The organism is Campylobacter sp. RKI_CA19_01122, assembly GCF_025771325.1.
Lineage (GTDB): Bacteria > Campylobacterota > Campylobacteria > Campylobacterales > Campylobacteraceae > Campylobacter_D > Campylobacter_D lari_D.
Genome location: NZ_JAKMPZ010000006.1, coordinates 1 through 23,249 on the forward strand (window position 1 = coordinate 1; position 23,249 = coordinate 23,249).

23 protein-coding genes and 1 pseudogene are annotated in these 23,249 nt (G+C 28.8%); 17 read left to right on the top strand and 7 right to left on the bottom strand.

The genetic code is table 11. The annotated features are described in order from the left end of the window. Both L8U37_RS04290 and L8U37_RS04295 read left to right on the top strand, forming a co-directional pair. Positions 1-3,720: pseudogene (locus L8U37_RS04290) on the top strand (hypothetical protein); the annotation flags it as partial. A 173-nt stretch (positions 3,721-3,893) separates the two neighbouring features. Continuing rightward, positions 3,894-5,948, top strand: a complete 2,055-nt coding sequence (locus L8U37_RS04295) for a ShlB/FhaC/HecB family hemolysin secretion/activation protein (RefSeq protein ID WP_263728683.1) — start codon at positions 3,894-3,896, stop codon at positions 5,946-5,948. A gap of 31 nt (positions 5,949-5,979) precedes the next feature. On the opposite strand, the gene ychF is transcribed toward L8U37_RS04295, so the two are convergent. The 6 genes from ychF to rpiB are packed head-to-tail and all read right to left on the bottom strand — an operon-like array spanning position 5,980 to position 10,422. After that, a complete protein-coding gene (gene ychF / locus L8U37_RS04300) occupies positions 5,980-7,080 on the bottom strand; it encodes a redox-regulated ATPase YchF (protein WP_263728685.1) in 1,101 nt (366 codons plus the stop codon). After that, positions 7,077-8,528 carry a leucyl aminopeptidase gene (locus tag L8U37_RS04305; protein WP_263728686.1) on the bottom strand — a complete coding sequence of 484 codons (1,452 nt, stop codon included), beginning with the start codon at positions 8,526-8,528 and terminating at the stop codon, positions 7,077-7,079. The genes ychF and L8U37_RS04305 overlap by 4 nt, the downstream gene beginning before the upstream one ends. Further along, the gene (locus L8U37_RS04310) at positions 8,525-9,118 is read right to left on the bottom strand and encodes a DedA family protein (RefSeq protein ID WP_133318967.1); all 594 of its coding nucleotides are present in this window, start codon (positions 9,116-9,118) and stop codon (positions 8,525-8,527) included. Before L8U37_RS04310 ends, L8U37_RS04305 begins: the two co-directional genes overlap by 4 nt. 1 nt (position 9,119) lies before the next feature. Then, positions 9,120-9,659, bottom strand: coding sequence for an adenine phosphoribosyltransferase (gene apt / locus L8U37_RS04315; protein ID WP_412174901.1), 540 nt, complete (start codon positions 9,657-9,659; stop codon positions 9,120-9,122). After that, positions 9,656-9,988, bottom strand: coding sequence for a hypothetical protein (locus tag L8U37_RS04320; RefSeq protein ID WP_133318965.1), 333 nt, complete (start codon positions 9,986-9,988; stop codon positions 9,656-9,658). The genes apt and L8U37_RS04320 overlap by 4 nt, the downstream gene beginning before the upstream one ends. After that, positions 9,985-10,422 (bottom strand): ribose 5-phosphate isomerase B, encoded by a 438-nt coding sequence (gene rpiB, locus L8U37_RS04325; protein ID WP_133318964.1) that lies wholly within the window; start codon positions 10,420-10,422, stop codon positions 9,985-9,987. Before rpiB ends, L8U37_RS04320 begins: the two co-directional genes overlap by 4 nt. A gap of 144 nt (positions 10,423-10,566) precedes the next feature. Between rpiB and L8U37_RS04330 the strand changes: the two genes are divergently transcribed. Then, on the top strand, positions 10,567-11,118 hold the full coding sequence (locus L8U37_RS04330; RefSeq protein ID WP_133318963.1) for a CheB methylesterase domain-containing protein: 552 nt from the start codon (positions 10,567-10,569) through the stop codon (positions 11,116-11,118). Between the two features lie 11 nt (positions 11,119-11,129). After that, entirely contained in the window at positions 11,130-11,912 is a 783-nt protein-coding gene (locus tag L8U37_RS04335) for a CheR family methyltransferase (RefSeq protein WP_133318962.1), read from the top strand. Here L8U37_RS04335 and L8U37_RS04340 read toward each other — a convergent pair. After that, entirely contained in the window at positions 11,909-13,102 is a 1,194-nt protein-coding gene (locus tag L8U37_RS04340; protein ID WP_263726225.1) for an MFS transporter, read from the bottom strand. The genes L8U37_RS04335 and L8U37_RS04340 overlap by 4 nt on opposite strands. Before the next feature lie 105 nt (positions 13,103-13,207). On the opposite strand from L8U37_RS04340, the gene L8U37_RS04345 reads away from it, so the two are divergent. The 13 genes from L8U37_RS04345 (at position 13,208) to L8U37_RS04400 (ending at position 23,211) form a co-directional block, all read left to right on the top strand. Further along, complete coding sequence (locus L8U37_RS04345; protein WP_263728687.1) at positions 13,208-14,254, top strand: dehypoxanthine futalosine cyclase; 1,047 nt, start codon at positions 13,208-13,210, stop codon at positions 14,252-14,254. Next, a complete protein-coding gene (locus L8U37_RS04350; protein WP_263670412.1) occupies positions 14,254-15,474 on the top strand; it encodes a M16 family metallopeptidase in 1,221 nt (406 codons plus the stop codon). Before L8U37_RS04345 ends, L8U37_RS04350 begins: the two co-directional genes overlap by 1 nt. Further along, positions 15,464-17,287, top strand: coding sequence for an ATP-dependent DNA helicase RecG (gene recG, locus L8U37_RS04355; protein ID WP_263728688.1), 1,824 nt, complete (start codon positions 15,464-15,466; stop codon positions 17,285-17,287). The genes L8U37_RS04350 and recG overlap by 11 nt, the downstream gene beginning before the upstream one ends. Further along, the gene (locus L8U37_RS08135; protein ID WP_318529651.1) at positions 17,280-17,582 is read left to right on the top strand and encodes a cyclic nucleotide-binding domain-containing protein; all 303 of its coding nucleotides are present in this window, start codon (positions 17,280-17,282) and stop codon (positions 17,580-17,582) included. The genes recG and L8U37_RS08135 overlap by 8 nt, the downstream gene beginning before the upstream one ends. 26 nt (positions 17,583-17,608) lie before the next feature. Beyond that, positions 17,609-17,884 (top strand): helix-turn-helix domain-containing protein, encoded by a 276-nt coding sequence (locus L8U37_RS08140; RefSeq protein ID WP_318529652.1) that lies wholly within the window; start codon positions 17,609-17,611, stop codon positions 17,882-17,884. Positions 17,885-17,928: 44 nt separating this feature from the next. Beyond that, positions 17,929-18,576, top strand: a complete 648-nt coding sequence (locus L8U37_RS04365; protein ID WP_133318956.1) for an amino acid ABC transporter permease — start codon at positions 17,929-17,931, stop codon at positions 18,574-18,576. Continuing rightward, a complete protein-coding gene (locus L8U37_RS04370) occupies positions 18,569-19,228 on the top strand; it encodes an amino acid ABC transporter permease (protein ID WP_133318955.1) in 660 nt (219 codons plus the stop codon). Before L8U37_RS04365 ends, L8U37_RS04370 begins: the two co-directional genes overlap by 8 nt. 1 nt (position 19,229) lies before the next feature. Beyond that, complete coding sequence (locus tag L8U37_RS04375) at positions 19,230-19,967, top strand: amino acid ABC transporter ATP-binding protein (RefSeq protein WP_263728689.1); 738 nt, start codon at positions 19,230-19,232, stop codon at positions 19,965-19,967. 108 nt (positions 19,968-20,075) lie between these two features. After that, positions 20,076-20,873, top strand: a complete 798-nt coding sequence (locus L8U37_RS04380) for a cysteine ABC transporter substrate-binding protein (protein ID WP_375154872.1) — start codon at positions 20,076-20,078, stop codon at positions 20,871-20,873. 2 nt (positions 20,874-20,875) lie between these two features. Beyond that, entirely contained in the window at positions 20,876-22,090 is a 1,215-nt protein-coding gene (locus L8U37_RS04385) for an MFS transporter (protein ID WP_263728690.1), read from the top strand. A 70-nt stretch (positions 22,091-22,160) separates the two neighbouring features. After that, complete coding sequence (locus tag L8U37_RS04390) at positions 22,161-22,316, top strand: hypothetical protein (protein ID WP_263659625.1); 156 nt, start codon at positions 22,161-22,163, stop codon at positions 22,314-22,316. A gap of 88 nt (positions 22,317-22,404) precedes the next feature. After that, positions 22,405-22,563, top strand: a complete 159-nt coding sequence (locus L8U37_RS04395; RefSeq protein ID WP_263728691.1) for a hypothetical protein — start codon at positions 22,405-22,407, stop codon at positions 22,561-22,563. 111 nt (positions 22,564-22,674) lie between these two features. Continuing rightward, positions 22,675-23,211 carry a bacteriohemerythrin gene (locus L8U37_RS04400; protein WP_263728692.1) on the top strand — a complete coding sequence of 179 codons (537 nt, stop codon included), beginning with the start codon at positions 22,675-22,677 and terminating at the stop codon, positions 23,209-23,211. The last annotated feature ends 38 nt before the right edge of the window (positions 23,212-23,249 follow it).

Genomic DNA, 23,249 nt, shown 5'->3' on the forward strand with positions numbered 1-23,249 from the left:
TTAAATGAAAATGATTATAAAAATTTCTTTTCTAAAGGTGCTTCTTTTTCTCCTGTGTTTAAACCAAATGGTGGTAATGTAGTAAACATGGGGACTATTAATGCTAAAAACATTACTTTACAAGGTAATAAAGTAATGTTAAGTGCTGATACTAGTTGGGATGATAAAAATAATAAAATAAAACTCAATCAAATCACAGCATATAATATAGATTTAAAAGGCAATGAAGTTTATGTTGATATTTCTACTATAAATTCTAACAACCTAACTACAGAAGCAAAAAATAAAGGAATTGCTTATTTAAGTGCTACGGGTTATTATTATAATCCTACAAGAAAATACAATGATAGTATATTTACTAACAAAGGTGTAATGGATAAAACATATAATCAATATATTAGCATAGGATCTGATTTAGATTGGTGGCACTTTGCTAAAGGATGGAATGAAAATGAAGATTTTAGAAACACAGCTAGTGGGTATAGACTGATTAACAATATAGATTTTAAAGCAAGTAATGGTCAAAACTATGCTAATTATTGGGTAGATTTAAATGGTGATGGTAAAAAAGATGCTAATGAATTTACTAATATGATAGTAGGATATAAATATGATAGTGTTTTTACTAAAACATTTGATGGTCAAGGATTTACTTTAAAGAATATTAATATAGATACGACAATATTAGATAATAAGCCAATATCTGTAGGTATTTTTGGTTCTGCAGAAAATGCAACTTTTAAAAATATCAATGTAGATTATATGGGTGGTGGCTTAAAATTATCCAATGCAGTGCATTCTGGTGGATTTGTTGCATATTCTCGAGATTCCTTATTTTCAAATATATCTTTAAATAATATAAATCATATTAACCATGAAAATAATGCACATACTATGATAGGAGGATTTGTTGGTATAACTTATGATTCCTCATTTTCAAATATATCTTTAAATAATATAGGAAATATTAATAATATTGGTATTGATGGAGTTGCTATTGGAGGTTTTGTCGGAGTAGGGATATCTTCCTCATTTTCAAATATATCTTTAAGTAATATAGAAAGTATTAAAAATATCAATGGCGATGGTGTTAACATTGGTGGTTTTGTTGGAATAGGACAATCATCTTTGTTTTCAAATATATCTTTAAGTAATATAGGAGATATTAGTGGTATTGGAGATTTTGTTAGTGTAGGTGGATTTGCTGGGCATGGTACTTTCGGTGGAAAATATTCTAAAATTTATATAAGTGATATTAAAAATATATCTTCAGAGGGTGCTGATAATAGTATATTTGCTGGTGGATTTATCGGATCCTTGAATTCTTTTAACATTGAACAAATAAAATTCTCAGATATCACAGTTAAAAACATAGGAAATATTGTAAGTGCTAATAATTTTGAGGATGCTTATGCTTATTCTGGTGGATTTGCAGGAATTTTACAGGAAGGATACTTTGAAAGAATTTCACTTGAGAATATTAATAATATCAGTAGTATAGCAAGCTCAAATAATAGTGATAGCAGAGCTTACTCCGGTGGGTTTGTTGGAAGTAATAATGGAGTTAATAAATCTACTTTTAATATAAACAATATTTCCTTAAAAGGAATAAAAAATATTACAAGTGAGGCTAAAAATGCTTATGCAGGAGGATTTGCAGGGCAATTAACTAATAATTATAGCGGAGATAGTTCTAGCATCAATTTTCTTAAAAATATTTCTATTGAAGGAATTGATCGTATAGAAGCAGATGGTAGAGTGGATGCTCAAGCAGGTGGATTTGCAGGGAGTTTAGATTATGTAGATATAGATAATGTAGAGTTAAATAATATTAAAGAAATTAATGCAGAAGCATTTGACAAAAAAGCTTTTTCGACATTTGCTGGCGGCTTTGTAGGGATTGCTAATAGATATTTAAATTTTGAAAATATTGTTTTAAATAATTTTGGAAGCATTAGTGCTAATGGTTCCTATCCGGCTAACAATGATGCAGGTGGATTTGTTGGATTTGCATTTAGTTCAGATCCAGAAATTCCAATCATATTTAATAATATTTCTTTAAATAATTTTAAAAGTATTGTAGCTAAAAACTCTGCAGGTGGATTTTCTGGATCTGATTTTAGAGTAAAAATGAGTAATATTTCTTTAAATGATATTAATTACATCCAAGGATCTTCTGCTGGTGGATTTGCTGGTAACGCTGGTAGTAGTTATGAGAACATAGTTTTAAATAATATTAAACATATCAAAGGAACTTATGCTGGAGGTTTTACAGGATTTGGTACAGGAGGAAAAAATATCTATATATATTTTGATAAAGGAGTTATTATAGAAGGCTCAGAAAGTAGCGGTAAATTTTTTGGCCATTTAAATGAGCATTTTATTCCAGATACTGAAAACACTTATATTTATTACCATAAAGATGACTTAACTAATGCTAATACAGATCAAAAATACTGGGAGCTTTATAAATGGATTGAACTACATCCTTATGATGATAATAGCCAAGGTTATATAGATTTTAAAACAGCAGCTTTGGCGGCTTTAAATGGCTTAAAGGAAATAGATTGTGGTGCTGGTAAGAAATGTTTAGTTTTTACAAAAGATTTTGAGATTGAAAAACCATCTAATCCAAATATATCCAAGCCAAACTATCCAAATAATGTTATAGTATCCAAACCATCACAAAATACAGATTATATCCCTAGCACAGAAGACATCATCAATGAAACAGCCACTTTAGATGAAAATGATCTTTATAAAGATATTATCATCAATGAAATCATATCCGATTTGAAAAATAAATATTACACCATTGATATAGCTGATTTGAAAGATATTTTAGAAGCTTATAAAAATTTAGATAAAAATAGTGCCGAAGCTAGAACTAAGTTTATTATGGATTATTTCTTTGATAAAAATAATAAAGATAATCCATCAATAGAAATAGCTCAAAAAGAAATTTTTCAAAGCTTAGATTTTTTACTAGCTTATCAAGACAATGGCTTAAGTAAGGCTAGTGATGATAAATTTGCAGATAATGAAGCTATACAGGCTAAAGATAATATTTTAGCTGAAGTTTCAAATGCTCTTGAGAATAAAACAATTGCAAGTAATTTAGAAAATCTAAGTAATTTAAATGATAAAATCAACTCAGCCAACAATGACTTCAAAGAAGAAAACTATTACAAACAACTCAACGATTTAGCTTCAGCTTATAATAAGTATGTAGAATTAATTAATAAAGGCTTAGCAAGTAAAGATGATCAAGCTTTTAAAGATATTAGCAATGAGTTATTTGATTTAATAGCAAAAGTAGGAGATGAAACTGAAGCTATAGAGCGTTTGATTAAAGACTTTGAAGATTTAAAAATATCAGTAAGTGATGAATCTAGCGGACACTTTGTTGTTAAAGGAGAATTATCAACCATTAAAATACCTTATCCTATTTTAGCTTCTATTAAAGATGATAATGGTGGTGGTGAAATAGAAATACCTGATAAACCTATTGACCCAGTAGAACCACCAATTGATAATAAACCTGATGATTCTTTAGCATTTGAACAAAGTTCTACTTTTAATTCTATAGGTAATGAAACTTTAAATGAAGAAGAAGAAACTGAAGAAATAGATGAAACTTCTTTAATTCAAAAAAGTAAAACTTGCATAGTCAGTGATAATTATAAAACTATGAATCCTTGTATAGTTGGGGGATTATAATCTACAGCTTTGATACATAAGAAATTAAACACTAAACACTAGGATTTATCCTAGTGTATATAATGAGTATATTAATGAATATACTCATATTAAAAATATTTTAATTAATCAATATAAATATTGAAAAACAAAAACTTAAAATTAAAATACATCATTAAAAGGAAAAAATAAGTATGAAAAAACTTTTACTTAGCACTATAGCAATTAGCTCTTTAGTCTATGCTAATAATGGAAGTATTATCATAGCTAAAAATGATATAGAAAAGGTTATAGAACTATCCCCTGATAGAAATCTCCCTCAAAACAAAGCTATCAAAGAAAATCTAAAAACCAAAGATGATTATAAAAAAACTCAAGAAGCTAAAAAAGACTTTGAAGAAAAAAAGAAAGCCTTAAAAGAAAAATTTAATCAAGAAGATAAAACTAATGAGGAAACTAACAATCAAACTAATAATAACACTACCAACCTAAATAACCAAATTAACACTAACACAAACAATGACAAAGCTAACACTAACTCTAGTATAAATAATCAAACAAACAATAATTCTAATTCAACTAATAATAGCTTTAATACCAATAATGCTTCAAACAATCATAGTTTTAATAACAACACTACCAAATTAAACAATCAAACCAATACCAACAATAATACAAGTAACCCAAATAATCAAACAAACAATAGTTCTAATAATAACTCTACTAACTCAAGTAATCAAACTAATACTACCACTACTAAAGAAGTAATAACCAAATACAAATTTATTATCACTAATGAAAACACTAGCTTTGAAAAGCTAGGTATTAAAGAAGAAGATTTACAAATACTCATTAGTGAGTTTAGCACTAGAAAATTTAGCTTGCAAGATTTACAAGATATATCTAATATTATTGCTTATTATTTCCAAGTTAATGGCTATCCTGCTGCAACAGCTTATGTGCCCCAACAAGAATTTGAAGATAGTGTGCAAATAAACATAGCCTTAGGAACATTAGGTAAGTATATAATAAAGAATAAAACTACTATAAAAGATTATTTCATAGAAAGTAAGCTTAATGAAAGAATCAAAGGTAAAATCATCTCTACTAAATTAATAGAAGATAGTGTATATAAAGTCAATGAAATGTATGGCATTCAAACCCTAGCAGGTTTACAAGCAGGAGAGAATGTAGGTGAAACTGATATAGTTATAGAAGTAGTTCCTGATACTAAGGCTAATGTATTATTATATGCTGATAATTATGGTATTAAAAGTGCAGGGGATATTAGAGCTGGTATTAGTATGGGATTTAATTCTATATTTAATATGGGAGATTATTATAATTTTTACTTACAATCAAGCAATGAAAAACAAATTAACTATGGGGCTAGTTATACTTTCTTTTTAGGAAATTTAAAAATTACTCCAAGTGTATCAAAAGGAAATTATTCTTTAGGTGGAGATTATCAAGAAGTTGGCTTTAGTGGAATTTCAAAAAGTATAGGTATAGACTTTTCTTATCCTGTATGGATTAATACTAATTCATCTTTATACTTTACTTCAAGTATTTATCATAAAACTTTAAATGATAAAGCTTTCGCTTATACACCATTTTCATATATAGCAAATAAAAATTCTAATGTAGGTAGTATAGGTTTAGAAGGTTTATTTAGAGGATTTGAGAATAATACCTTAAGTTATAGTGCTAAGATAAGCATAGGTAAGGTTAATGATGATGGACTTTTTATAGAAGATAATTATTTTAAAAATGAAAGCAAAGGCTTTGGTTGGTTTAGAAAACTCAATGCTAGTTTGAATAATTATTATAGTATTAATGAGTATATTACTCATACTTTAAATATAAACTATCAAAAGGTATTAGGGAATTTTGAATTAGATTCTTCTGAAAGTTCATCTTTAGGTGGAGCTTATGGGGTAAGAGCTTATGATAATGGAGAAGGTGATGGAGATAATACCATAGTAGCTAACTTTGGTATAAGAATAAATATACCAAATACTAATTTTTATTTTACTCCTTTTTATGATGTAGGTTATGCTTGGTATGAAAAAGCTTCAGGGGATAGATTAACAGATGAGCATTTTTTAGATGCTGTAGGCTTACAAATACTTTATAATAAAGCTAATGAGTATTATATAAAACTTGATGCAGCTAGAGCATTACATCAATATAAATACGATGATGAACATAGAATGAAATTATATTTAAGTGGTGGGGTGTATTTTTGAGATTGCAAGCTGTTTTAGCTTGCAATTGAAATTAAACATTGAATCTAAAATGTATTACATCGCCATCTTGTACGATATAATCTTTCCCTTCAAGGCGTAGTTTTCCTGCTTCTTTAGCACCACTTTCGCCTTTGCAAGCGATATAATCCTCATAAGAAATTACTTCAGCTTTGATAAAACCTTTTTCAAAGTCATTATGGATCACGCTTGCCGCTTTTGGTGCTTTCCAACCTCTTTGTATAGTCCATGATCTAACTTCTACTTGACCTGCTGTAAAATAGCTAATCAAGTTTAGCTTTGAAAATGCTGTGCGTATAACTACTTCAAGCCCGCTACTTTCTATACCTAAAGATTTTAAAAATTCATAATTTTCTTCATCGCTTAAAGCTATCATTTCTTCTTCTATTTTAGAGCAAAGTTTGATTACTTCATGGCCTGATTTTGCTGCAAATTCTTTAAGATCTTTTACAAATTCATTATCTTCTAAAAGTGAATTCTCATCTACATTTGCTCCATATATCACTTCTTTAGCTGAAAGCAATCTTAGTTCTTTTATAAGAGCATGATAGACTTCATTTTTATTAGCAAAAGAACTTGCGCTATTATTTTGATTTAAATGCTCTAAAAGTTCATTAGCTAATGCCAAGGTTTCTTTTGCACCTTTTTCATTGGCCTTTGCACCCTTGGTGAGTTTTTCTATTTTTTTGCTAAGTTGTTCTATATCTGCTAGTATAAGTTCTGTTTCTATGATTTGTACATCACGCACGGGATCAACACTGCCCGCAACATGGGTGATATTTTCATCATCAAAACAACGCACAATATGTAAAATCATCTCTGTTTCGCGTATATTAGATAAAAATTTATTACCCAAACCCTCACCTTTGCTAGCTCCTGCTACTAAGCCTGCTATATCAACAAATTCTATATTTGAGCGTATAATTTTTTGTGGATTAACAATTTTTGCTAGTTCTTTTAAGCGATGATCAGGCACAGGTACCACTGCTTTGTTTGGTTCTATGGTGCAAAATGGATAGTTTGCACTTTCAGCATTTTGTGCTCTTGTTAGAGCGTTAAAAGTAGTAGATTTTCCAACATTTGGAAGTCCTACTATACCAACTGATAAACTCATTTTTGTTTCCTTGAAAGATAAAGTAAATATGAAAGGCACATTCTAACACCTGCTCCGGTTGCACCAAAATTATGATAACCCCAAGTCTTTTCTAAATAAGCTGGTCCTGCAATGTCTAAATGTAGCCATTTGTCTTTGTATTCTTCTCTAATGAAAGAATTTAAAAATAATCCCGCAGTAATGGCTCCACCATAACGACTTGAAGAGGTATTACTAACATCTGCTATGTTTGATTTTATAAGCTCTTTTAAGTGCGGATTAAAATGTAAAATAGTAGCTAAATCTCCACTTTTTTTACTTATTTTATAAAATTCATTTTGCAAATCTTCATTATTTCCCATGATGGCACTTGTGTATTCTCCAAGTCCTACTACGCAAGCTCCAGTTAAAGTAGCAAGATCTATTAATAAATCAGGTTTTAGATCTTGAGCAAGCGAAAGACAATCTGCTAAAACTAATCTTCCTTCTGCGTCGGTATTTCTAACCTCTATACTCACACCTTCTCTTGAAATAAGCACATCATCAGGCTTGTAAGCATTTCCACCTATCATGTTTTCAGTTGCGCCGATGATAGAATGAACTTCTATATCAAGGTTTAACTCGCTTGCACCTTTAATAATAGCCATTGCAGCCGCACCACCGCTTTTATCTGATTTCATCGTTAGCATGTAATCAGCAGGTTTTAAACTAAGTCCACCACTATCATAAGTTAGCCCTTTACCTACAAACACTACTTTCATTTTTGGATTTTGTGGTTTATAAGAAAGATGAATGAGTTTTGGGGGATGAATTGAAGCACGATTTACTGCTAAAAATGCTTGCATTTTTTCTTGCTCTAAGAAATCGCTTTCATAAATTTTACATGAAATATTAGAATTATTTTGGCTCAGTTCAAGCGCATCTTCGGCCATTTTGGCAGGAGTGTAAATTTGTGGGATTTCATTAACGATATTTTTTGCAAAATCACAAGCATTTGAAAAAATTTGACCATAGTTTATACCTATGCAAGCTTCTTCTAGGTTGTATGTTTTGTCATTGATTTCATCTTTTGAGATGAAAATATTCTCTAACTTGCTTGGTGCTTTTTCTTTTTTGTATTTATTAAATTCATAAGCACCAAAAGTAAATCCTTGAATCATAGCATTAAAGCTATTTACTACACATTTTCCTATGACACTTTTTGTTTTTACGCTTTGAATTTCAAGTTTTTTTAAAGCTTTGTATGCATTTGCAAAAGCAAGCCTTATATCTTCATATTCTAAGCTTTTAAGTTCACTATAAAGAATTTTATTTTGCATATCTATGCAAATTCCTTCACCTTTATAGCTTGAAAGCTTGAAAAGTTCTTGACTTTGAGTGTATTGTTCTATTTTTTTATCTTGTATTAAAATGATTTCAAAATCAGCATTTACAGAGCCGATATTTTCTTCTATAAAATTAAAAGTCATTTGCGAGTCCTTCTTGTAAGTATTGATTTTTCTATTTGTTTCATTCCTAAAAATAAAGCTAATAAAAAGCCAGCAATAATTGGCACTGCAAAATACCAATGATTTCCAGCCCATTCTACTGCAAGCCAAATTTCTTTTCCAAAAAACCATGCAAGTAAAATAGTTATAGCAGCCCAAGCCCACGCACTAATAAGATTAATAAACGCAAATTTTTTAGCACTATAGCGAGTTAATCCTATACTCATAGGTATAATAGTTCTAAAACCATACATATATCTTTGTATGAAGATAATAGGCCAACCAAAACGCTGTAAAAGTAAATGTGCTATGGCAAATTTACGCCTTTGGGTGCGAAGTTTTTTCTGAATGTATTTTTTGTTATATCTTCCTATATAAAAGTATATTTGATCGCCTACAAAGCCACCTAAGCCTGCTATAAAGATAATAAGTCCTAAATTTACATGGCCTTCATGTGCAAAAATACCTGCTAAAATAAGTGCAAGTTCTCCTTCAAGTATGCACCATAAAAACACAATAATATAAGCCCAATTTTTATAATCATACAAAAGTTGTTTTAAAAATTCTTCCATTTTATACCTCTAAAACACTATAAATAGAAGTTAATTTAGCTAATTCTTTAGCACCATCTAGATCTTTTAACTCTAGTAAAAAACAAGCTTCAACACATTTTGCATTGAGTTTTTCTATAAGTTTCACAGCAGCGATAGCTGTGCCACCTGTAGCGATAAGATCATCTATAAGTAAAACATTTGCTTTTTGATTATTAAAAGCATCGATATGAATTTCTATAGTATCACTGCCATATTCTAAACTATAAGATTCTTGTAAGCATTTTGAAGGTAGCTTTCCAGGTTTTCTTATGGGTACAAAAGGAAGTCTTAATCTAGCGCTCAAGGCAGCTCCAAAAATAAAACCTCTACTTTCTATACCAACGATATAATCAAGCTTTGCGTTTTGATATTTTTCAACTAAATGATCCATTAAAAACGCAAATGCTTCTTTGTTGTTTAATAAAGTAGTAATATCTCTAAAAACAATCCCTTCTTTTGGAAAGTCCTTAATAGCTCTAATGCTATCTAGTAAATATTTTTTATCTTGCTCTTTTATCATAATAATGCCTCTATTTTTGCTTCTAATTCTTTGATTCTTTGTCTTAGTTTTTCATTTTCAATACGATATTGTGAATTTCTTGTTCTAAGAGAGGTTAAGTCTGCTTTACTTTTGTTTAATTCTTCAGTTAAAATATCAATATTACCCAAACTTCTTTGAAGTTGTACTTGTAGTTTTCTAATAACAATTTCAGTATCATCAAGGTTGTTTTTTATAAATTCTTTTGCTACTTTTTCTTTATGAAGCAGGGTTTTATAATAAAGTAGCATAATAGTCATATAAATACTAATACAAATTAATACAGTTAATACAAGCCAACTTAAGATCATAATCTTTCCTCTATTTTGCTAATTCTTGCGCAATGTCTTCCGCCGCTAAAAGAAGTGTTGATAAAATTTGAGATAATTTCAAAAGCCATATCAACCCCTATTAATCTAGCTCCTAGTGCTAAAACATTTGCATCATTATGTTCTCTTGAAAGTTTAGCGCTTAAAGATTCATTACACAAAGCACAGCGTATATTTTTATGACGATTTGCTGCTATACTCATACCAATTCCTGATCCGCACACTAAAATTCCAAAACTTTTTTCGTTTATTTTAGAGCTTAATAAATGTGCATAATCAGGATAATCACAACGATCCTCACTAAAAGGACCTAAGTCTTCAAAAGTAATATTTTTTTCTTGTAAAAATTTAGTAATTTCTTGCTTTAAAATAAAACCAGCATGATCACTTGCAATATAAATTTTTTCTCTTAACATTTAACATTCACTTTATCATTTTTGAAATTTAAAGTATTAATTTTATCATATTTAATTAAAATTTTTCTTTCTTATATATAATTATTTTTTTTATGTTTTCAAATATTTATTTGATATAATAACAATAATTATTTAAGGTAAAAAATGAAGCTTATACTAATTGGTTCTTCAACAGGTGGCCCAAGCCAACTAAAGTTTTTACTAAATGATGTAGAATTGAAAGATTGTGCAGTAGTGATTGCTCAGCATATGAATCCTGCGTTTATTCCTTCTTTTGTAAATCAATTTAACAAAGAAGCATTAAGCGAGGTGATTATACCAAGTGATAAGGAAGTTTTGAAAAATAAAATTTATATTTGTCAAAGAAATATGATTTTAAGTGGCAACAATACCTTAACATTAAATACTACAGACGAAACTAGTAGTTTTAATCCAGGGATTGATGTGTTATTTAATTCTGCTGTTAATCTTTGCAAATATCATAAAATTTTAGCTTTGATTATGACAGGAATGGGCGATGATGGTGCTAAGTCTTTGTTTGAACTTTATAAAGCAGGAGTAAGGTGTTTGTGCGAAAATGAGGCTGATTCTATAGTATATGGTATGCCAAAAAAAGCTAGAGATACTAATCCAAATTTAAAACCTATGAGTTTAATAGAACTCAAAAAAGAAATAACAAATTTCATCAAATCGTAGGACAAAAAAAGATGATAAAGATTACAGAAAATGAAATGAATGATTTTGTAAAAATCGTAGAGCAAATAAGTGGAAATAACTTAAATGCGAAAAAGGATATATTATCTATTAAACTTCCTAAATTTTTACAAGAATTAGGCTTGAGCAGTCTTAGTGAATTAAATGAAAAAGTGCAGTTTCAAAGAAATTTAAAACAAGAAACTATGGATTTTATTACAGTTTGTGAGACTTATTTTTTTAGAGAATTAGAGCAATTAAAAGATGTGATTTTTTATATAAAATCTCTTGATCGCCCTGTAAATGTGCTTTGTGCTCCATGTTCAAGCGGCGAAGAAGTGTATTCTTTAGCTATTTTAGCAAGTGAGAATTTTGTTAAAGGTATGAATATAGTTGGTATAGATATTAATAAAAAAATGATAGATAAATGCAATGAAATGATTTATTCAGAGCGTTCAGTATCTAGATTAAACACTATGCAAAAAACGCGTTATTTTGATGTAAAAGATAGAATGTATCATCTTAAAAAAGAAACCCTAGCTTGCAGATGCCGTTTTGATCTTTGTAATGTCTTTGATGATTCTTTATTTAAATTTGGAAAATTTGATGTGATTTTTTCAAGAAATATGATGATATATTTTGATCAAGATTTTAAAATAAGACTTATGGAGCGTTTTTATAGGATATTGAATAAAGAAGGTAGAATTTACCCAGGAAAGTCAGATCTTGTGCCTGAAACAGCTTATTTTGAAAAAAACTTTTCAGCAGGTGGAGTTTATTATTCTAAGGTGGATTAATTATATTTTTTATTAAACCACCACCAATAAATTGCTGCAAAGATAAAACATACTCCCAAGCCAAAAGTAAAATGATTTAGTTTTATTCCATAAAATTCAAATAAATATCCTGTTGAAAAAGCAATGATTGCACTAAAGGTTAAATATACCATATCATTATAGGCAATCACTCTGCCATAGTATCTTTTGTCGCAATCATTTTGCAAAAGTGTATAGGTATAGCTCCATAAAGACGAAGTGCAAAAACCAGCCATTACCAAGCCTACAAAAGCAAGATAAAAGTTAAATTGCAAGCAAGCCCAAAGCATTATACCCACACCTTGCGCTAAGTATAAATATACCAAAGTGTTTTTATTAATATAAGGACTAAGCACATAAGGGCCTATAAGTAAAGATATGGCTCTTATAGCATTAGAAAGCCCTATGGCTAGAGGTATAGAAATAACTTTTGCGTATTCATATTCTGCTAAAAGAGTGATTAAAACATCATAAGCAGTTATCCCTACAACCCCATGAAGTAAAATCAAATGAATGATTTTTTTATTATTAAATACATAAACTAAGCCTTCTTTGATTAATATAAAAAGATTATTTTGTGTGGTATTTTTTTCATTAGGTAAAATCAAAGTTTTGAGTATAAGCATAGCACAAAATAGCATTAAAGTATCAGCTATAAAGGCTGGCTTTACTCCAAAAAGATCTATAAAAAGCCCTGCTGCACCCATACCCAAAGCATATGATACAGCCCATATGATACTATGAAGCTCATTGCCTAGTTTTAATTCTTGTGGGGTTAAAATTTTAGGTAAAACTGACATTTCTGTTTGAAAATACATACTTGCAACCGCCATACGAACAAAGGTTAAAAAGTATAACAACCAAAGCATGGCTAAAGAATTTACAAAAATTAACATAAAAATAGAAATCATTTCAATACTAATCATTGTGAGTAATAAATTCTTAGGTTTAAATCTATCTACTATAACCCCATTTATAGGTGCAAGTATAATAGAAGGTAAAAAAACAAAAATAGCTGAAAAACCTATGATATTAGCAGGTGCACCGAGTTCTTTAGTTAAAAGGGTAAAAACACCTACTTGAGAAAACCACGCACCAAAATAACTTATAAATTGTACTATTGCTAAAAGGCGAAAAGTTTTATTATTTTTAAGTAAAGACCTATAAGTCATGAGTATCCTATGAATATATGAAATTAAAGGGCTTGATTATATCGTCTTTAAGATTATTTTACATTTAAATGTTATAATAATCCTTTTTTATAAAAAGGTTTAAGAATGAGTAGATTAAGTAAAAAAGAAGCATTAAATTTGCTCCAAAATGCACCTTTATATGAACTAGGTGCAATGGCTTATGAGAGAAAATTAGAGCTTCATCCTGAAAAAATAACTACTTTTGTGGTAGATAGAAATATAAATTATACAAATATTTGCTGTATTGATTGTGATTTTTGTGCTTTTTGTAGAAAAGAAAAAGATGATGATTCCTATATTTTAAGATATGAAGAAATAGGGCAAAAAATAGAAGAATTACAAGCCATAGGTGGAACGCAAATTTTATTTCAAGGCGGGGTACATCCAAAACTTAAAATAGAATGGTATGAAGATTTGCTTTCTTATATAAAAACTAATTATCCAACGATTACCGTACATGGTTTTTCAGCAGTAGAGATAGCTTATATAGCAAGAGTTTCTAAAATTTCTATAGAAGAGGTTTTAAAAAGATTACAAGTCAAAGGACTTTTTTCTATACCTGGAGCGGGTGCTGAAGTATTAAGCGATAGGGTAAGAGATATTATAGCACCACACAAATGTGACACAGCTACTTGGCTTAGGGTGCATGAGAGTGCGCATAATATAGGTATGAAAAGTACTGCTACAATGATGTTTGGTACGGTTGAAAATGATGAGGAAATCATCGAACATTTTGATCATTTAAGAAATTTACAAGATAAAACAAATGGCTTTAGAGCTTTTATTTTATGGTCGTTTCAAAGTGAAAATACTCCTTTGATCAAAAAACACCCTGAAATCATCAAGCAAAGCTCTAATAGATATTTAAGATTGCTAGCTTTGGCAAGATTATATTTGGATAATTTTAAAAATTTACAAAGTTCATGGGTAACGCAAGGCTCTTTAATAGGCCAACTTGCTTTAAAATTTGGTGCAAATGATTTAGGTTCAACTATGATGGAAGAAAATGTTGTAGCTGCAGCTGGTGCAAAATATAGAATGAATCAAGAACAAATGATAGAACTTATTAAAGATATAGGGGAATTACCTGCCAAACGCGATACAGCTTATAATATTTTAGAAAGGTTTTAATGCTAAATTTAGACTTTAATGAAACTAAAATAGACATAATATATGAGTATGAAAATGAGCTTCCTGTAGTATTTTTTAAGCTCATCTTTAAAAATAGTGGAAAAATAGCAGAAAAACACAATAGAGGTTGTGCAAGTATGCTTGCTAGGCTTTTAAATGAAGGAAGTAATGATGAGTTTTTTAAAAGCTTAGAATACCGTGCTATAGAGCTTTATGCTAAGGCTAGTTTTGAACATTTTCAAATTAGTATTAAATGCTTGAAAGAACATTTTGATTTTGCTTTAGAAAAATTACAAGAATTATTTTTAAATGTGCGTTTTGATGAAAAAATCTTACAAAGATTAAAAACTTTAGCTTTGGGTGAACTTGCAAGTTTAAATACTGATTATGATTATCAAGCAAAAAGACTTTTGAATAAGAATGTTTTTAAAGATGAAATTTTTGCTAGTGGTCTTGATGGGACTAAAGAAAGCATAGAAAAGATTAGTTTAAAAGAATTACAAGATTTTATGAGTGAAAATTTAGTACTTGATAATGCTTTATTTGTTTTTGGTGGAGATATTAAAGAAGATGAAGTAAAGATTAAAGTAGAAAAAATTTGCCAAATTCTAAAAAGAAATGCCCCAAATCAAAACAAAAGCTACAAGCTCGTTGATGAGAGTATAGAAGTAAGTGAGCAAAAAAGCACTGAGCAAGCTTATATATACTTTTGCTCTCCATTTAATATACAAATTAATGATGAGAAAATGTATTTAGCTAAACTTGCTTTGTTTATTTTAGGTCAAGGAGGTTTTGGTTCGCGTTTGATGGAAGAAGTGCGTGTAAAAAGAGGCTTGGCGTATTCAGCATATGCTATGCTTGATGTAAATTTAAATTATAGTAGAGTTTTTGGGTATTTGCAAACTAAAAATGAAAGTTCTAATGAGGCTAAAGCTTTAGTTAAGGAAGTTTTTGAAAACTTTGTCCAAAATGGAGTCAATGAAAAAGAATTTCAACTAGCTAAACAATTTTTAGTAGGATCTATGCCTTTAAGGTATGAAAACTTGGCTAAAAGACTAGATATAATGCTAAATGAATATTTGCATGGTTTAAAACTTGGAAATTTAAAAGAAGAAATGCAAAAGATTAAAAACACTAATCTAGATGAATTAAATGACTTCATCAAAGCACATAGTGAAATTACCAAAGTGAGTTTTGCAAGCATAGAAAATGAAAGTTGAAGAAAAGGACTTAAAACTACTTCATGCTTTAGGGGTTAAAAATTGTATCGATTTGGCTTTGATTTTACCTAAAAAATTTGATGATTTTAGAATTTCAAAGTTTCCAAAAGATACATTTTGCACTCAAAATGTAAAAATTATTAGCACACAAAATCATCACTCCCAGCTTTTTATACTTTGTGAATGTTTAGAATGGGGTATAAAAGCAAATATAGTAATTTTTCATCCTAATAGATGGCATTTTAAAATTTTTAAACATAATGCTTTGGTTTGTATCCATGCAAAGATGAATTTTTTTAATGGAATTTGGCAGTTTATAAACCCAAAAATAGTAAAAAACATAGGTCAAATAATCCCTAAATACCAAATTAGCTCTATTAAAGATGAAAGCATCAAAAAGCTTATTTTAAAATATGTCAATGAAGCTAACTTAAAAGCGCTAAATTTAGAACAAAAATATATCAATTTACTTTTGAATTTACACAATTATGATGATTTAATTCTTTATGAAAATTTTAATGCCATAGTTAAAGATTTAAAATATATAGAAATTTTTAATCATTTAAGGCGTTTAAAGGGTAAAAAAATATCACAAAATGCTTATGAAATAGAACTTTTTGATATAAGCTCTTGGCTTAAAGGTTTAGAATTTAGCCCTACAAATGATCAGCTTTTAGCAATAGAAGATATTAAAAAAGATTTGCAAAATAAAGTCGCTAAAAGGCGTGTGGTAATGGGTGATGTGGGTTGTGGTAAGACTTTGGTCATACTTGCTGCAAGTTTGCTAGTATATCCTAAAAAGGCTATTTTAATGGCTCCAACTAGTATATTAGCAGAGCAAATTTATCATGAAGCAAAAAGACTTTTGCCTGATTTTGTTAATGTATTGCTTTTAAAGGGTGGTAAAAAAGATAAAGATTTAGCAAAATTAAAAGAACAAGCCCATTTTATCATAGGTACACATGCGCTCATTCATCAAGAAGAATTTGAAGCAGTTTTAGTGATGATAGATGAGCAACATCGCTTTGGCTCTAATCAAAGACAAAAAATAAGTGAGCTTAGTAAAAACTCTCAATATGCTCCACATATCGTGCAATTTTCTGCTACACCTATACCAAGAACACTTTCTATGATACAAAGTGAGCTTGTAAATTTTAGTTTTATTAAACAAATGCCTTTTAAAAAAGACATTAAAACTTTTTGCATACAAGATAAAGATTTTAAATATTTGCTTAAAAAAATCGATAATGAACTAGCTAAAAATCATCAAGTGATCATCATTTATCCTTTGGTAAATGAAAGTGAAAATATAGATTATTTATCGCTAGAACAAGCACAAGGGTATTGGATAAACAAATACAAAAATGTTTATGTGACTCATGGAAAAGATAAAAATAAAGATCAAATTTTGCAAGAATTTAGAGAAAAAGGCACGATTTTACTTTCTACGACCGTGGTTGAAGTGGGAATTTCTTTACCAAGACTAAGCGTGATTGTAGTTGTTGGGGCTGAAAGACTTGGGCTTGCTACCTTACATCAGCTTCGAGGTAGGGTAGGTAGAGTAGGACTTGAGAGTTTTTGTTATTTATATACTAAGCAAAAAGAAATTCCAAGTCGTTTGCTTGAATTTGCTAAAACTTTAGATGGGTTTAAAATAGCTGAGCTTGATTTAAAAAACAGGTTAAGTGGGGATTTGCTAGATGGTAGAGTGCAACATGGAAATCACTTTAAATTTTTTGATTTTGCAGATGATGAAGAGCTGGTTTTAAAAGCAAAAGAAAGTATTAAAAATATGGAAGAAAAAAATGGATAAACATTTTGAAATTTTGATTTCAAAGGGCGAAAAGAAGTATTTTAAGAAAGGAAATATTTTATTTTTTCAAGGTGAAAAAGCAAATAAAATTTACATTTTACTAAATGGAAAAGTGCGTATATATAAGGTGAATACAAAAGGTTTTGAGCTAACACTACACACTCTAACTCCAGTAAATTTTATAGCTGAAATGCCTGTGTTTGAGGGTATTGTGATTACCCAGCCAATGCAATTTGTGAGCAAGATTGTGAAATTTGTGTTTTTGATTTTAATGAATTTAAAAAATTATGCTTAGAAAATGGAGAATTTAGTTTTTTACTTTTGACTTCTTTAATCGGTAAAATTCGAATTTTAGAAAATTTTATCAGACAAAAATCTTTGGATTTAAAGTCAAGATTAGTCAGCTTTTTACTAGAAAATGAAGAAAAGCTACAAAATTTAAAACAAAAAGAAATCGCTGTGATTTTAAATTTACCCCCAGAATCTTTGTCGCGTTTTTTAAAAGAATTAAAACAAAATGAGCTTATTTGCACAAATAAAGGTAAAATAGTAATTTTAAATAAAGAAAAAATGCAAAATTTAATTAAGTCTTTTTAAGTCTTATTTGTTACAATATTATATTTTAAAGTATGGATGGTTTCATGGATTTTGATTTTTTAGTCAAGTTTAGCCCTATGTTTATACAAGCTTCTTGGCTTACATTAAAACTTGCTATTTATGGGGTGTTTTTTTCATTTTTAGTAGGTTTATTTTGTGTGGGAGTGAGTTATTTTAAATTTTCCTTTTTAAACACAATTTGTAAAATTTATATAGAATTTTCAAGAAACACACCTTTGCTAATCCAACTTTTCTTTTTATATTATGCTTTACCTGAATTTGGAATTCAACTTAGCTCTTTTGCTTGTGCTGTGATAGGACTTAGTTTTTTAGGTGGTTCTTATATGGCTGAAAGTTTAAGAGCGGGTATGGAAGCGGTTAAAAAACAACAATATGAATCAGGACTTTCTTTGGGTTTGAGTAAATGGCAAAATTTCCGTTATATTATTATGCCTCAAGCTTTGGGTATAGCTATGCCAAGCATTAGTGCAAATATCATTTTTTTACTTAAAGAAACTTCAGTAGTAAGCATTATTGCTTTAGCAGATTTAGTATATGTGGCTAAAGATCTTATAGGGCTTTATTATAAAAGCAACGAAGCATTATTTGCTTTGGTGCTTTGTTATTTGATCTTGATTTTACCTTTATCTTTAGTGTTAAACCGTATAGAAAAAAGGTTAAATTATGTTTGAAATTTTAAATCAAGATACCTTTTTTAGACTAGCGCAAGGTTTAAAGGTTACTTTAGAGCTTTCATTGATTAGTGTTTTGATTTCACTCATAGGAGGAGTATTTTTTGGAATTTTAATGCATTCTAAAAACAAATTCCTTTATGTTTTTTGTCGTTTTATGCTTGAGTTTGTGCGTATTATGCCTTTGATTGTTTGGCTTTTTATAGTGCATTTTGGCTTGGCGAAATGGTTTGGATGGCATTTGAGTGCTTTGGGTTCAAGTATTATTGTTTTTAGTATTTGGGGTGTGTTTGAGATGATGGATTTGGTTAGATCATCTTTAGCAAGTATACCAAAACATCAGTATGAGTCAGGACTTTCACTAGGTTTTAATAAATTTGAAGTTTATCTTTTTATCATTATACCTTTATCTTTGAGAAGATTATTACCAATGAGTATTAATCTTTTTACAAGAATCATCAAAAGCACTTCAGTGATTTATCTAATCGGTGGTATAGAGCTTATTAAAGTAGGTCAACAAGTGATTGAGCTTAATTTATTTCAAAATTCTTATGCGGCTTTTGTGATTTATGGTTTGATTTTATTGATTTATTTTATACTTTGTTACCCTTTGTCAGTATATTCAAAGTTTTTAGAGAAAAAATGGAGCTAATATGAGCATTTTAAAAATACAAAATTTACAAAAATATTATGATGATCATCATGTTTTAAAAGATATTAATTTAGAAATAAATCAAAAAGAAGTAGTGGTTATACTAGGTCCAAGTGGTTGTGGGAAATCTACACTTTTAAGATGTATTAATGGCTTAGAAGAAATGGCTGATGGAGCTATTTTAGTAGATGATGAGAAAATTGATAAAAATTATAAAAAATGGACTCAAATTCGTCAAAAAATAGGTATGGTGTTTCAATCTTATGAGCTTTTTGATCATTTAAATGTTGAGCAAAATATACTTTTAGGACCTTTAAAGGTGCAAAAAAGAAAAAAAGAAGAGGTTTTAGAAGAAGCAAAATACTGGCTTGATAGAGTAGGACTTTTGCATAAAATAAAAGCTTATCCTAAAGAATTAAGCGGTGGACAAAAGCAACGCATAGCCATAGTTAGAAGTCTTTGTATGAACCCTGAAATCATGCTTTTTGATGAAGTTACAGCAGCACTTGATCCTGAAATCGTGCGTGAAGTTTTAGATGTGATTTTAAATTTGGCAAAAGATGGTATGACTATGCTTATAGTTACACATGAAATGGGTTTTGCAAGAGCAGTTGCTGATAAAATAGTTTTTATGGATGATGGTAAAATAGTAGAAATTTCAAATCCTGATGAATTTTTTGAAAATCCAAAGACAGATCGTGCGAAAAAATTTCTCAATTTGTTTGATTTTCATCGTTAATTTTATTTTTTTAAAATATTTATTTAAAAAAATAATATAAGGTTTAAAAATTTAAATTTTTAATCATAAGGATAAAACATGAAAAAAATTTTTCTTTTATCATTTTTGATGGCACTTTTTTTTAGTGCATGCTCAAATTCAAGCTCTAATGAAAATTCCATAGAGAAAATCAAACAGCAAGGTGTAATCCGTATAGGTGTATTTGGCGATAAACCTCCGTTTGGTTACCTAGACGCACAAGGGAAAAATCAAGGTTATGATGTATATTTTGCTAAACGCATAGCAAAAGAGCTTTTAGGAGATGAGTCTAAAGTGCAATTTGTACTTGTTGAAGCAGCAAATAGAGTAGAATTTTTAGAATCAAATAAAGTAGATTTAATCTTAGCAAATTTTACAAAAACCCCAGAAAGAGAAGCTGTGGTTGATTTTGCATTACCTTATATGAAAGTTGCTCTTGGGGTGGTGGCTCCTAAAGGATCAGATATTGAAACTTTAGATGATTTAAAAAATAAAACTTTAATTTTAAATAAAGGCACAACAGCTGATGCGTATTTTACAAAAAATATGCCAGATATTAAAACGATTAAATTTGATCAAAATACAGAAACTTTTGCAGCTTTAATTGGTAAAAGAGGTGATGCGTTAAGTCATGATAATGCATTGCTTTTTGCTTGGGCTAAAGAAAATCCAAATTTTGAAGTAGTGATTAAAGAACTTGGAAATCATGATGTTATAGCTCCTGCTGTAAAAAAAGGTGACGAAGCTATGTTAAATTTTATCAATGATTTGATTTTAAAATTACAAAATGAACAATTTTTCCACAAAGCTTATGATGAAACTTTAAAGCCGTTTTTTAGTGATGATATAAAAGCTGATGATGTAGTAATTGAAGGTGGCAAAATTTAATAATGCAAAAAGCTTTTAAAAATACCATCTATGCTTCCTTAGGTGGTATTTTAGAATTTTATGATTTTGTTTTATTTATCTTCTTTGCAAGTGTTTTTGCAAAAATTTTCTTTCCTCAAAATGATGATTTTTGGCCATTAATCTATACTTATGTAGCCTTTGGGGCAGGGTATTTAGCCAGACCTTTTGGTGCTGTTGTTTTAGCGCATTTTGCAGATATAAAAGGGCGTAAGAATGTTTTTTATATTAGCATGCTTTTAATGGTTGTACCAAGTTTTATTTTGGCCTTTTTACCTACTTATGAAAGCATAGGGCTTTTGGCTACTTTTATGCTTTTTGTTATTAGGATAGCCCAAGGATTAGCTATAGGAGCTGAAGTTAGCGGTGCTTGGATTTTTGTGAGTGAATTTGTGAGTAAAAAAAGACTTGGTTTGGCACTTGGTTTTATTTCAGCGACTTTGACTTTAGGTTTATTGCTTGGAAATTTAGCGACTTTGACTATATATGCGTATTTTGATAAAGAAGAAGTAGAAAGCTTTGCTTGGAGAATTCCTTTTTTTATAGGAGGATTTTTTGGTATATTGGCTTTATTTTTACGCACGAAATTGAATGAAACACCAGCTTTTAAAAATATAAAAGCAAAAGAAAAAATTTTAAATTTCCCACTTTTGCAGGCTTTAAAAACACATAAAAAAAGTATGTTAATATGCGCTTTACTTACTGTGGTTTTAACAAGTGGGGTGGCTACTTTAATGATACTGCCACAATATTTTGAAAGCTTATTAGGAGTTAGTAAAACTACTGCTTTGTTATATCAAAATTTGGCCATAGTGATGATCATACTAGGAAGTTTAGCGCAAGGATATTTAGCAGATTTTTTAGGATATTTTAAAATTTGTTTGATTTTCACTTTACTTTTTGGAATTTTTGGCATTAGTTTTAGCTTTTATAATGAGTGGTTTTTGTTATTTTATTTGCTTGCTTGTTTTGCACAAGGTATTATAGCTTTTGCTCCTATTTTTATGACTCAAATTTTTACCACAGAGTTAAGATCGAGTGGTCTTTCTTTTGCTTATAATATTTCTTATGCGATTTTGGGTTTTATAACCCCTTTTATTGTTAATTTTGTATATAAGGAGTATTTTTATATTTATATTATTTTTATAATTATTGCTAGTTTGCTAAGTTGTTTTTTAAATAAATTTTTTATTAAATAATTATATATATATTAATATTTATTTTATGGATAATACTATTATATATACTACAAAATAAGGAATATTATATATGAAAATATGGACTCAAAAATATACCGTTTGGAATAGTATTATTGATATACAACATAAAAGCTTATTTTATTTAGCTAAAGAAATTTATTTTATAAAAAATAATCATGCAAGTATTAATGAAGTTAGAATGCTTTCGATTGAATTTTTAAAATAACTTAAAGATCATGCAAAATATGAAGAAAAATATATGAAAAGGATTGCTTACCCATATACCGATATACATATAAAAGAGCATAAAAATTATGTCTTCATTAGCTTCTTTGGTTAAAAACACATCAAACATAAATGAATTTAAAACAAAATTTAGTGATTTTATAGATAATAATATCATTAAGTATATTTTAGAGGAAGATATAAAATATGCTAATTTTAAGAAAAAAAGAATACTTGTGGATGCTTAAATAAAAAATATAAAATTTCACATAATATGCATCTTAAAATTTTTAATGGTGCTAAGTATGATTGTAAAATTTGTCAGTAAAATATTCGATTGATTTAATCGGCGGGGGTATATGGTAAGTAATTTTCCCTCTTGGAGTGATGAATATTGTTTAGGCAATGAAAAAATAGATTTACAGCATCAGAGATTTTTTGCTTTAACTTTAGAAGTTTTTAGACTTTCAAATAGACATATTTATAAAACAGAATTAAAAAAAGTATTAATGGAGTTATTTTCATATATGAAAAATCATTTTGATGATGAAGAGGAATATATGAGAGAAATTAAATATCCATATTTAGATGAGCATATAATAATGCATAAAAATATTGTAAAATCTATGAAAAGTCTATTATATGAGTGTTGTAGTACTAATGAACTTAAAAATGAACTTTATAATATAGTATCATCATGGTTTTTTAATCATTTTAGTATACATGATATGAAAATAAGAGATTATGTTCAAAATTCATCTAATCAAAATTTATCAAAACAAAACGAGATGATAAAAAGCGAAGAAATATTTGAGTATACATGTGATTGTATTGGTATTATCCATAAAGTGAATTATGATTTACATATGAAAATAAATTATTTAAATATATCTTAATAAGTGCAGCAAATGCTCAAAAAAGTTGAAATTAAAAT

Excerpts from the sequence above, each read along its gene's own strand:
- apt (WP_412174901.1), bottom strand. The coding sequence starts at position 9,659 with ATGATAAAAGAGCAAGATAAAAAATATTTACTAGATAGCATTAGAGCT.
- L8U37_RS04390 (WP_263659625.1), top strand. The coding sequence starts at position 22,161 with ATGAAAATATGGACTCAAAAATATACCGTTTGGAATAGTATTATTGAT.
- L8U37_RS04330 (WP_133318963.1), top strand. The coding sequence starts at position 10,567 with ATGAAGCTTATACTAATTGGTTCTTCAACAGGTGGCCCAAGCCAACTA.
- L8U37_RS04380 (WP_375154872.1), top strand. The coding sequence starts at position 20,076 with ATGGCACTTTTTTTTAGTGCATGCTCAAATTCAAGCTCTAATGAAAAT.
- L8U37_RS04345 (WP_263728687.1), top strand. The coding sequence starts at position 13,208 with ATGAGTAGATTAAGTAAAAAAGAAGCATTAAATTTGCTCCAAAATGCA.
- L8U37_RS04385 (WP_263728690.1), top strand. The coding sequence starts at position 20,876 with ATGCAAAAAGCTTTTAAAAATACCATCTATGCTTCCTTAGGTGGTATT.
- L8U37_RS04310 (WP_133318967.1), bottom strand. The coding sequence starts at position 9,118 with ATGGAAGAATTTTTAAAACAACTTTTGTATGATTATAAAAATTGGGCT.
- L8U37_RS04400 (WP_263728692.1), top strand. The coding sequence starts at position 22,675 with ATGGTAAGTAATTTTCCCTCTTGGAGTGATGAATATTGTTTAGGCAAT.
- L8U37_RS08135 (WP_318529651.1), top strand. The coding sequence starts at position 17,280 with ATGGATAAACATTTTGAAATTTTGATTTCAAAGGGCGAAAAGAAGTAT.
- ychF (WP_263728685.1), bottom strand. The coding sequence starts at position 7,080 with ATGAGTTTATCAGTTGGTATAGTAGGACTTCCAAATGTTGGAAAATCT.
- L8U37_RS04320 (WP_133318965.1), bottom strand. The coding sequence starts at position 9,988 with ATGATCTTAAGTTGGCTTGTATTAACTGTATTAATTTGTATTAGTATT.
- L8U37_RS04365 (WP_133318956.1), top strand. The coding sequence starts at position 17,929 with ATGGATTTTGATTTTTTAGTCAAGTTTAGCCCTATGTTTATACAAGCT.
- L8U37_RS04340 (WP_263726225.1), bottom strand. The coding sequence starts at position 13,102 with ATGACTTATAGGTCTTTACTTAAAAATAATAAAACTTTTCGCCTTTTA.
- L8U37_RS04335 (WP_133318962.1), top strand. The coding sequence starts at position 11,130 with ATGATAAAGATTACAGAAAATGAAATGAATGATTTTGTAAAAATCGTA.
- L8U37_RS04350 (WP_263670412.1), top strand. The coding sequence starts at position 14,254 with ATGCTAAATTTAGACTTTAATGAAACTAAAATAGACATAATATATGAG.
- L8U37_RS04305 (WP_263728686.1), bottom strand. The coding sequence starts at position 8,528 with ATGACTTTTAATTTTATAGAAGAAAATATCGGCTCTGTAAATGCTGAT.
- L8U37_RS04370 (WP_133318955.1), top strand. The coding sequence starts at position 18,569 with ATGTTTGAAATTTTAAATCAAGATACCTTTTTTAGACTAGCGCAAGGT.
- recG (WP_263728688.1), top strand. The coding sequence starts at position 15,464 with ATGAAAGTTGAAGAAAAGGACTTAAAACTACTTCATGCTTTAGGGGTT.
- rpiB (WP_133318964.1), bottom strand. The coding sequence starts at position 10,422 with ATGTTAAGAGAAAAAATTTATATTGCAAGTGATCATGCTGGTTTTATT.
- L8U37_RS04395 (WP_263728691.1), top strand. The coding sequence starts at position 22,405 with ATGTCTTCATTAGCTTCTTTGGTTAAAAACACATCAAACATAAATGAA.
- L8U37_RS04295 (WP_263728683.1), top strand. The coding sequence starts at position 3,894 with ATGAAAAAACTTTTACTTAGCACTATAGCAATTAGCTCTTTAGTCTAT.
- L8U37_RS04375 (WP_263728689.1), top strand. The coding sequence starts at position 19,230 with ATGAGCATTTTAAAAATACAAAATTTACAAAAATATTATGATGATCAT.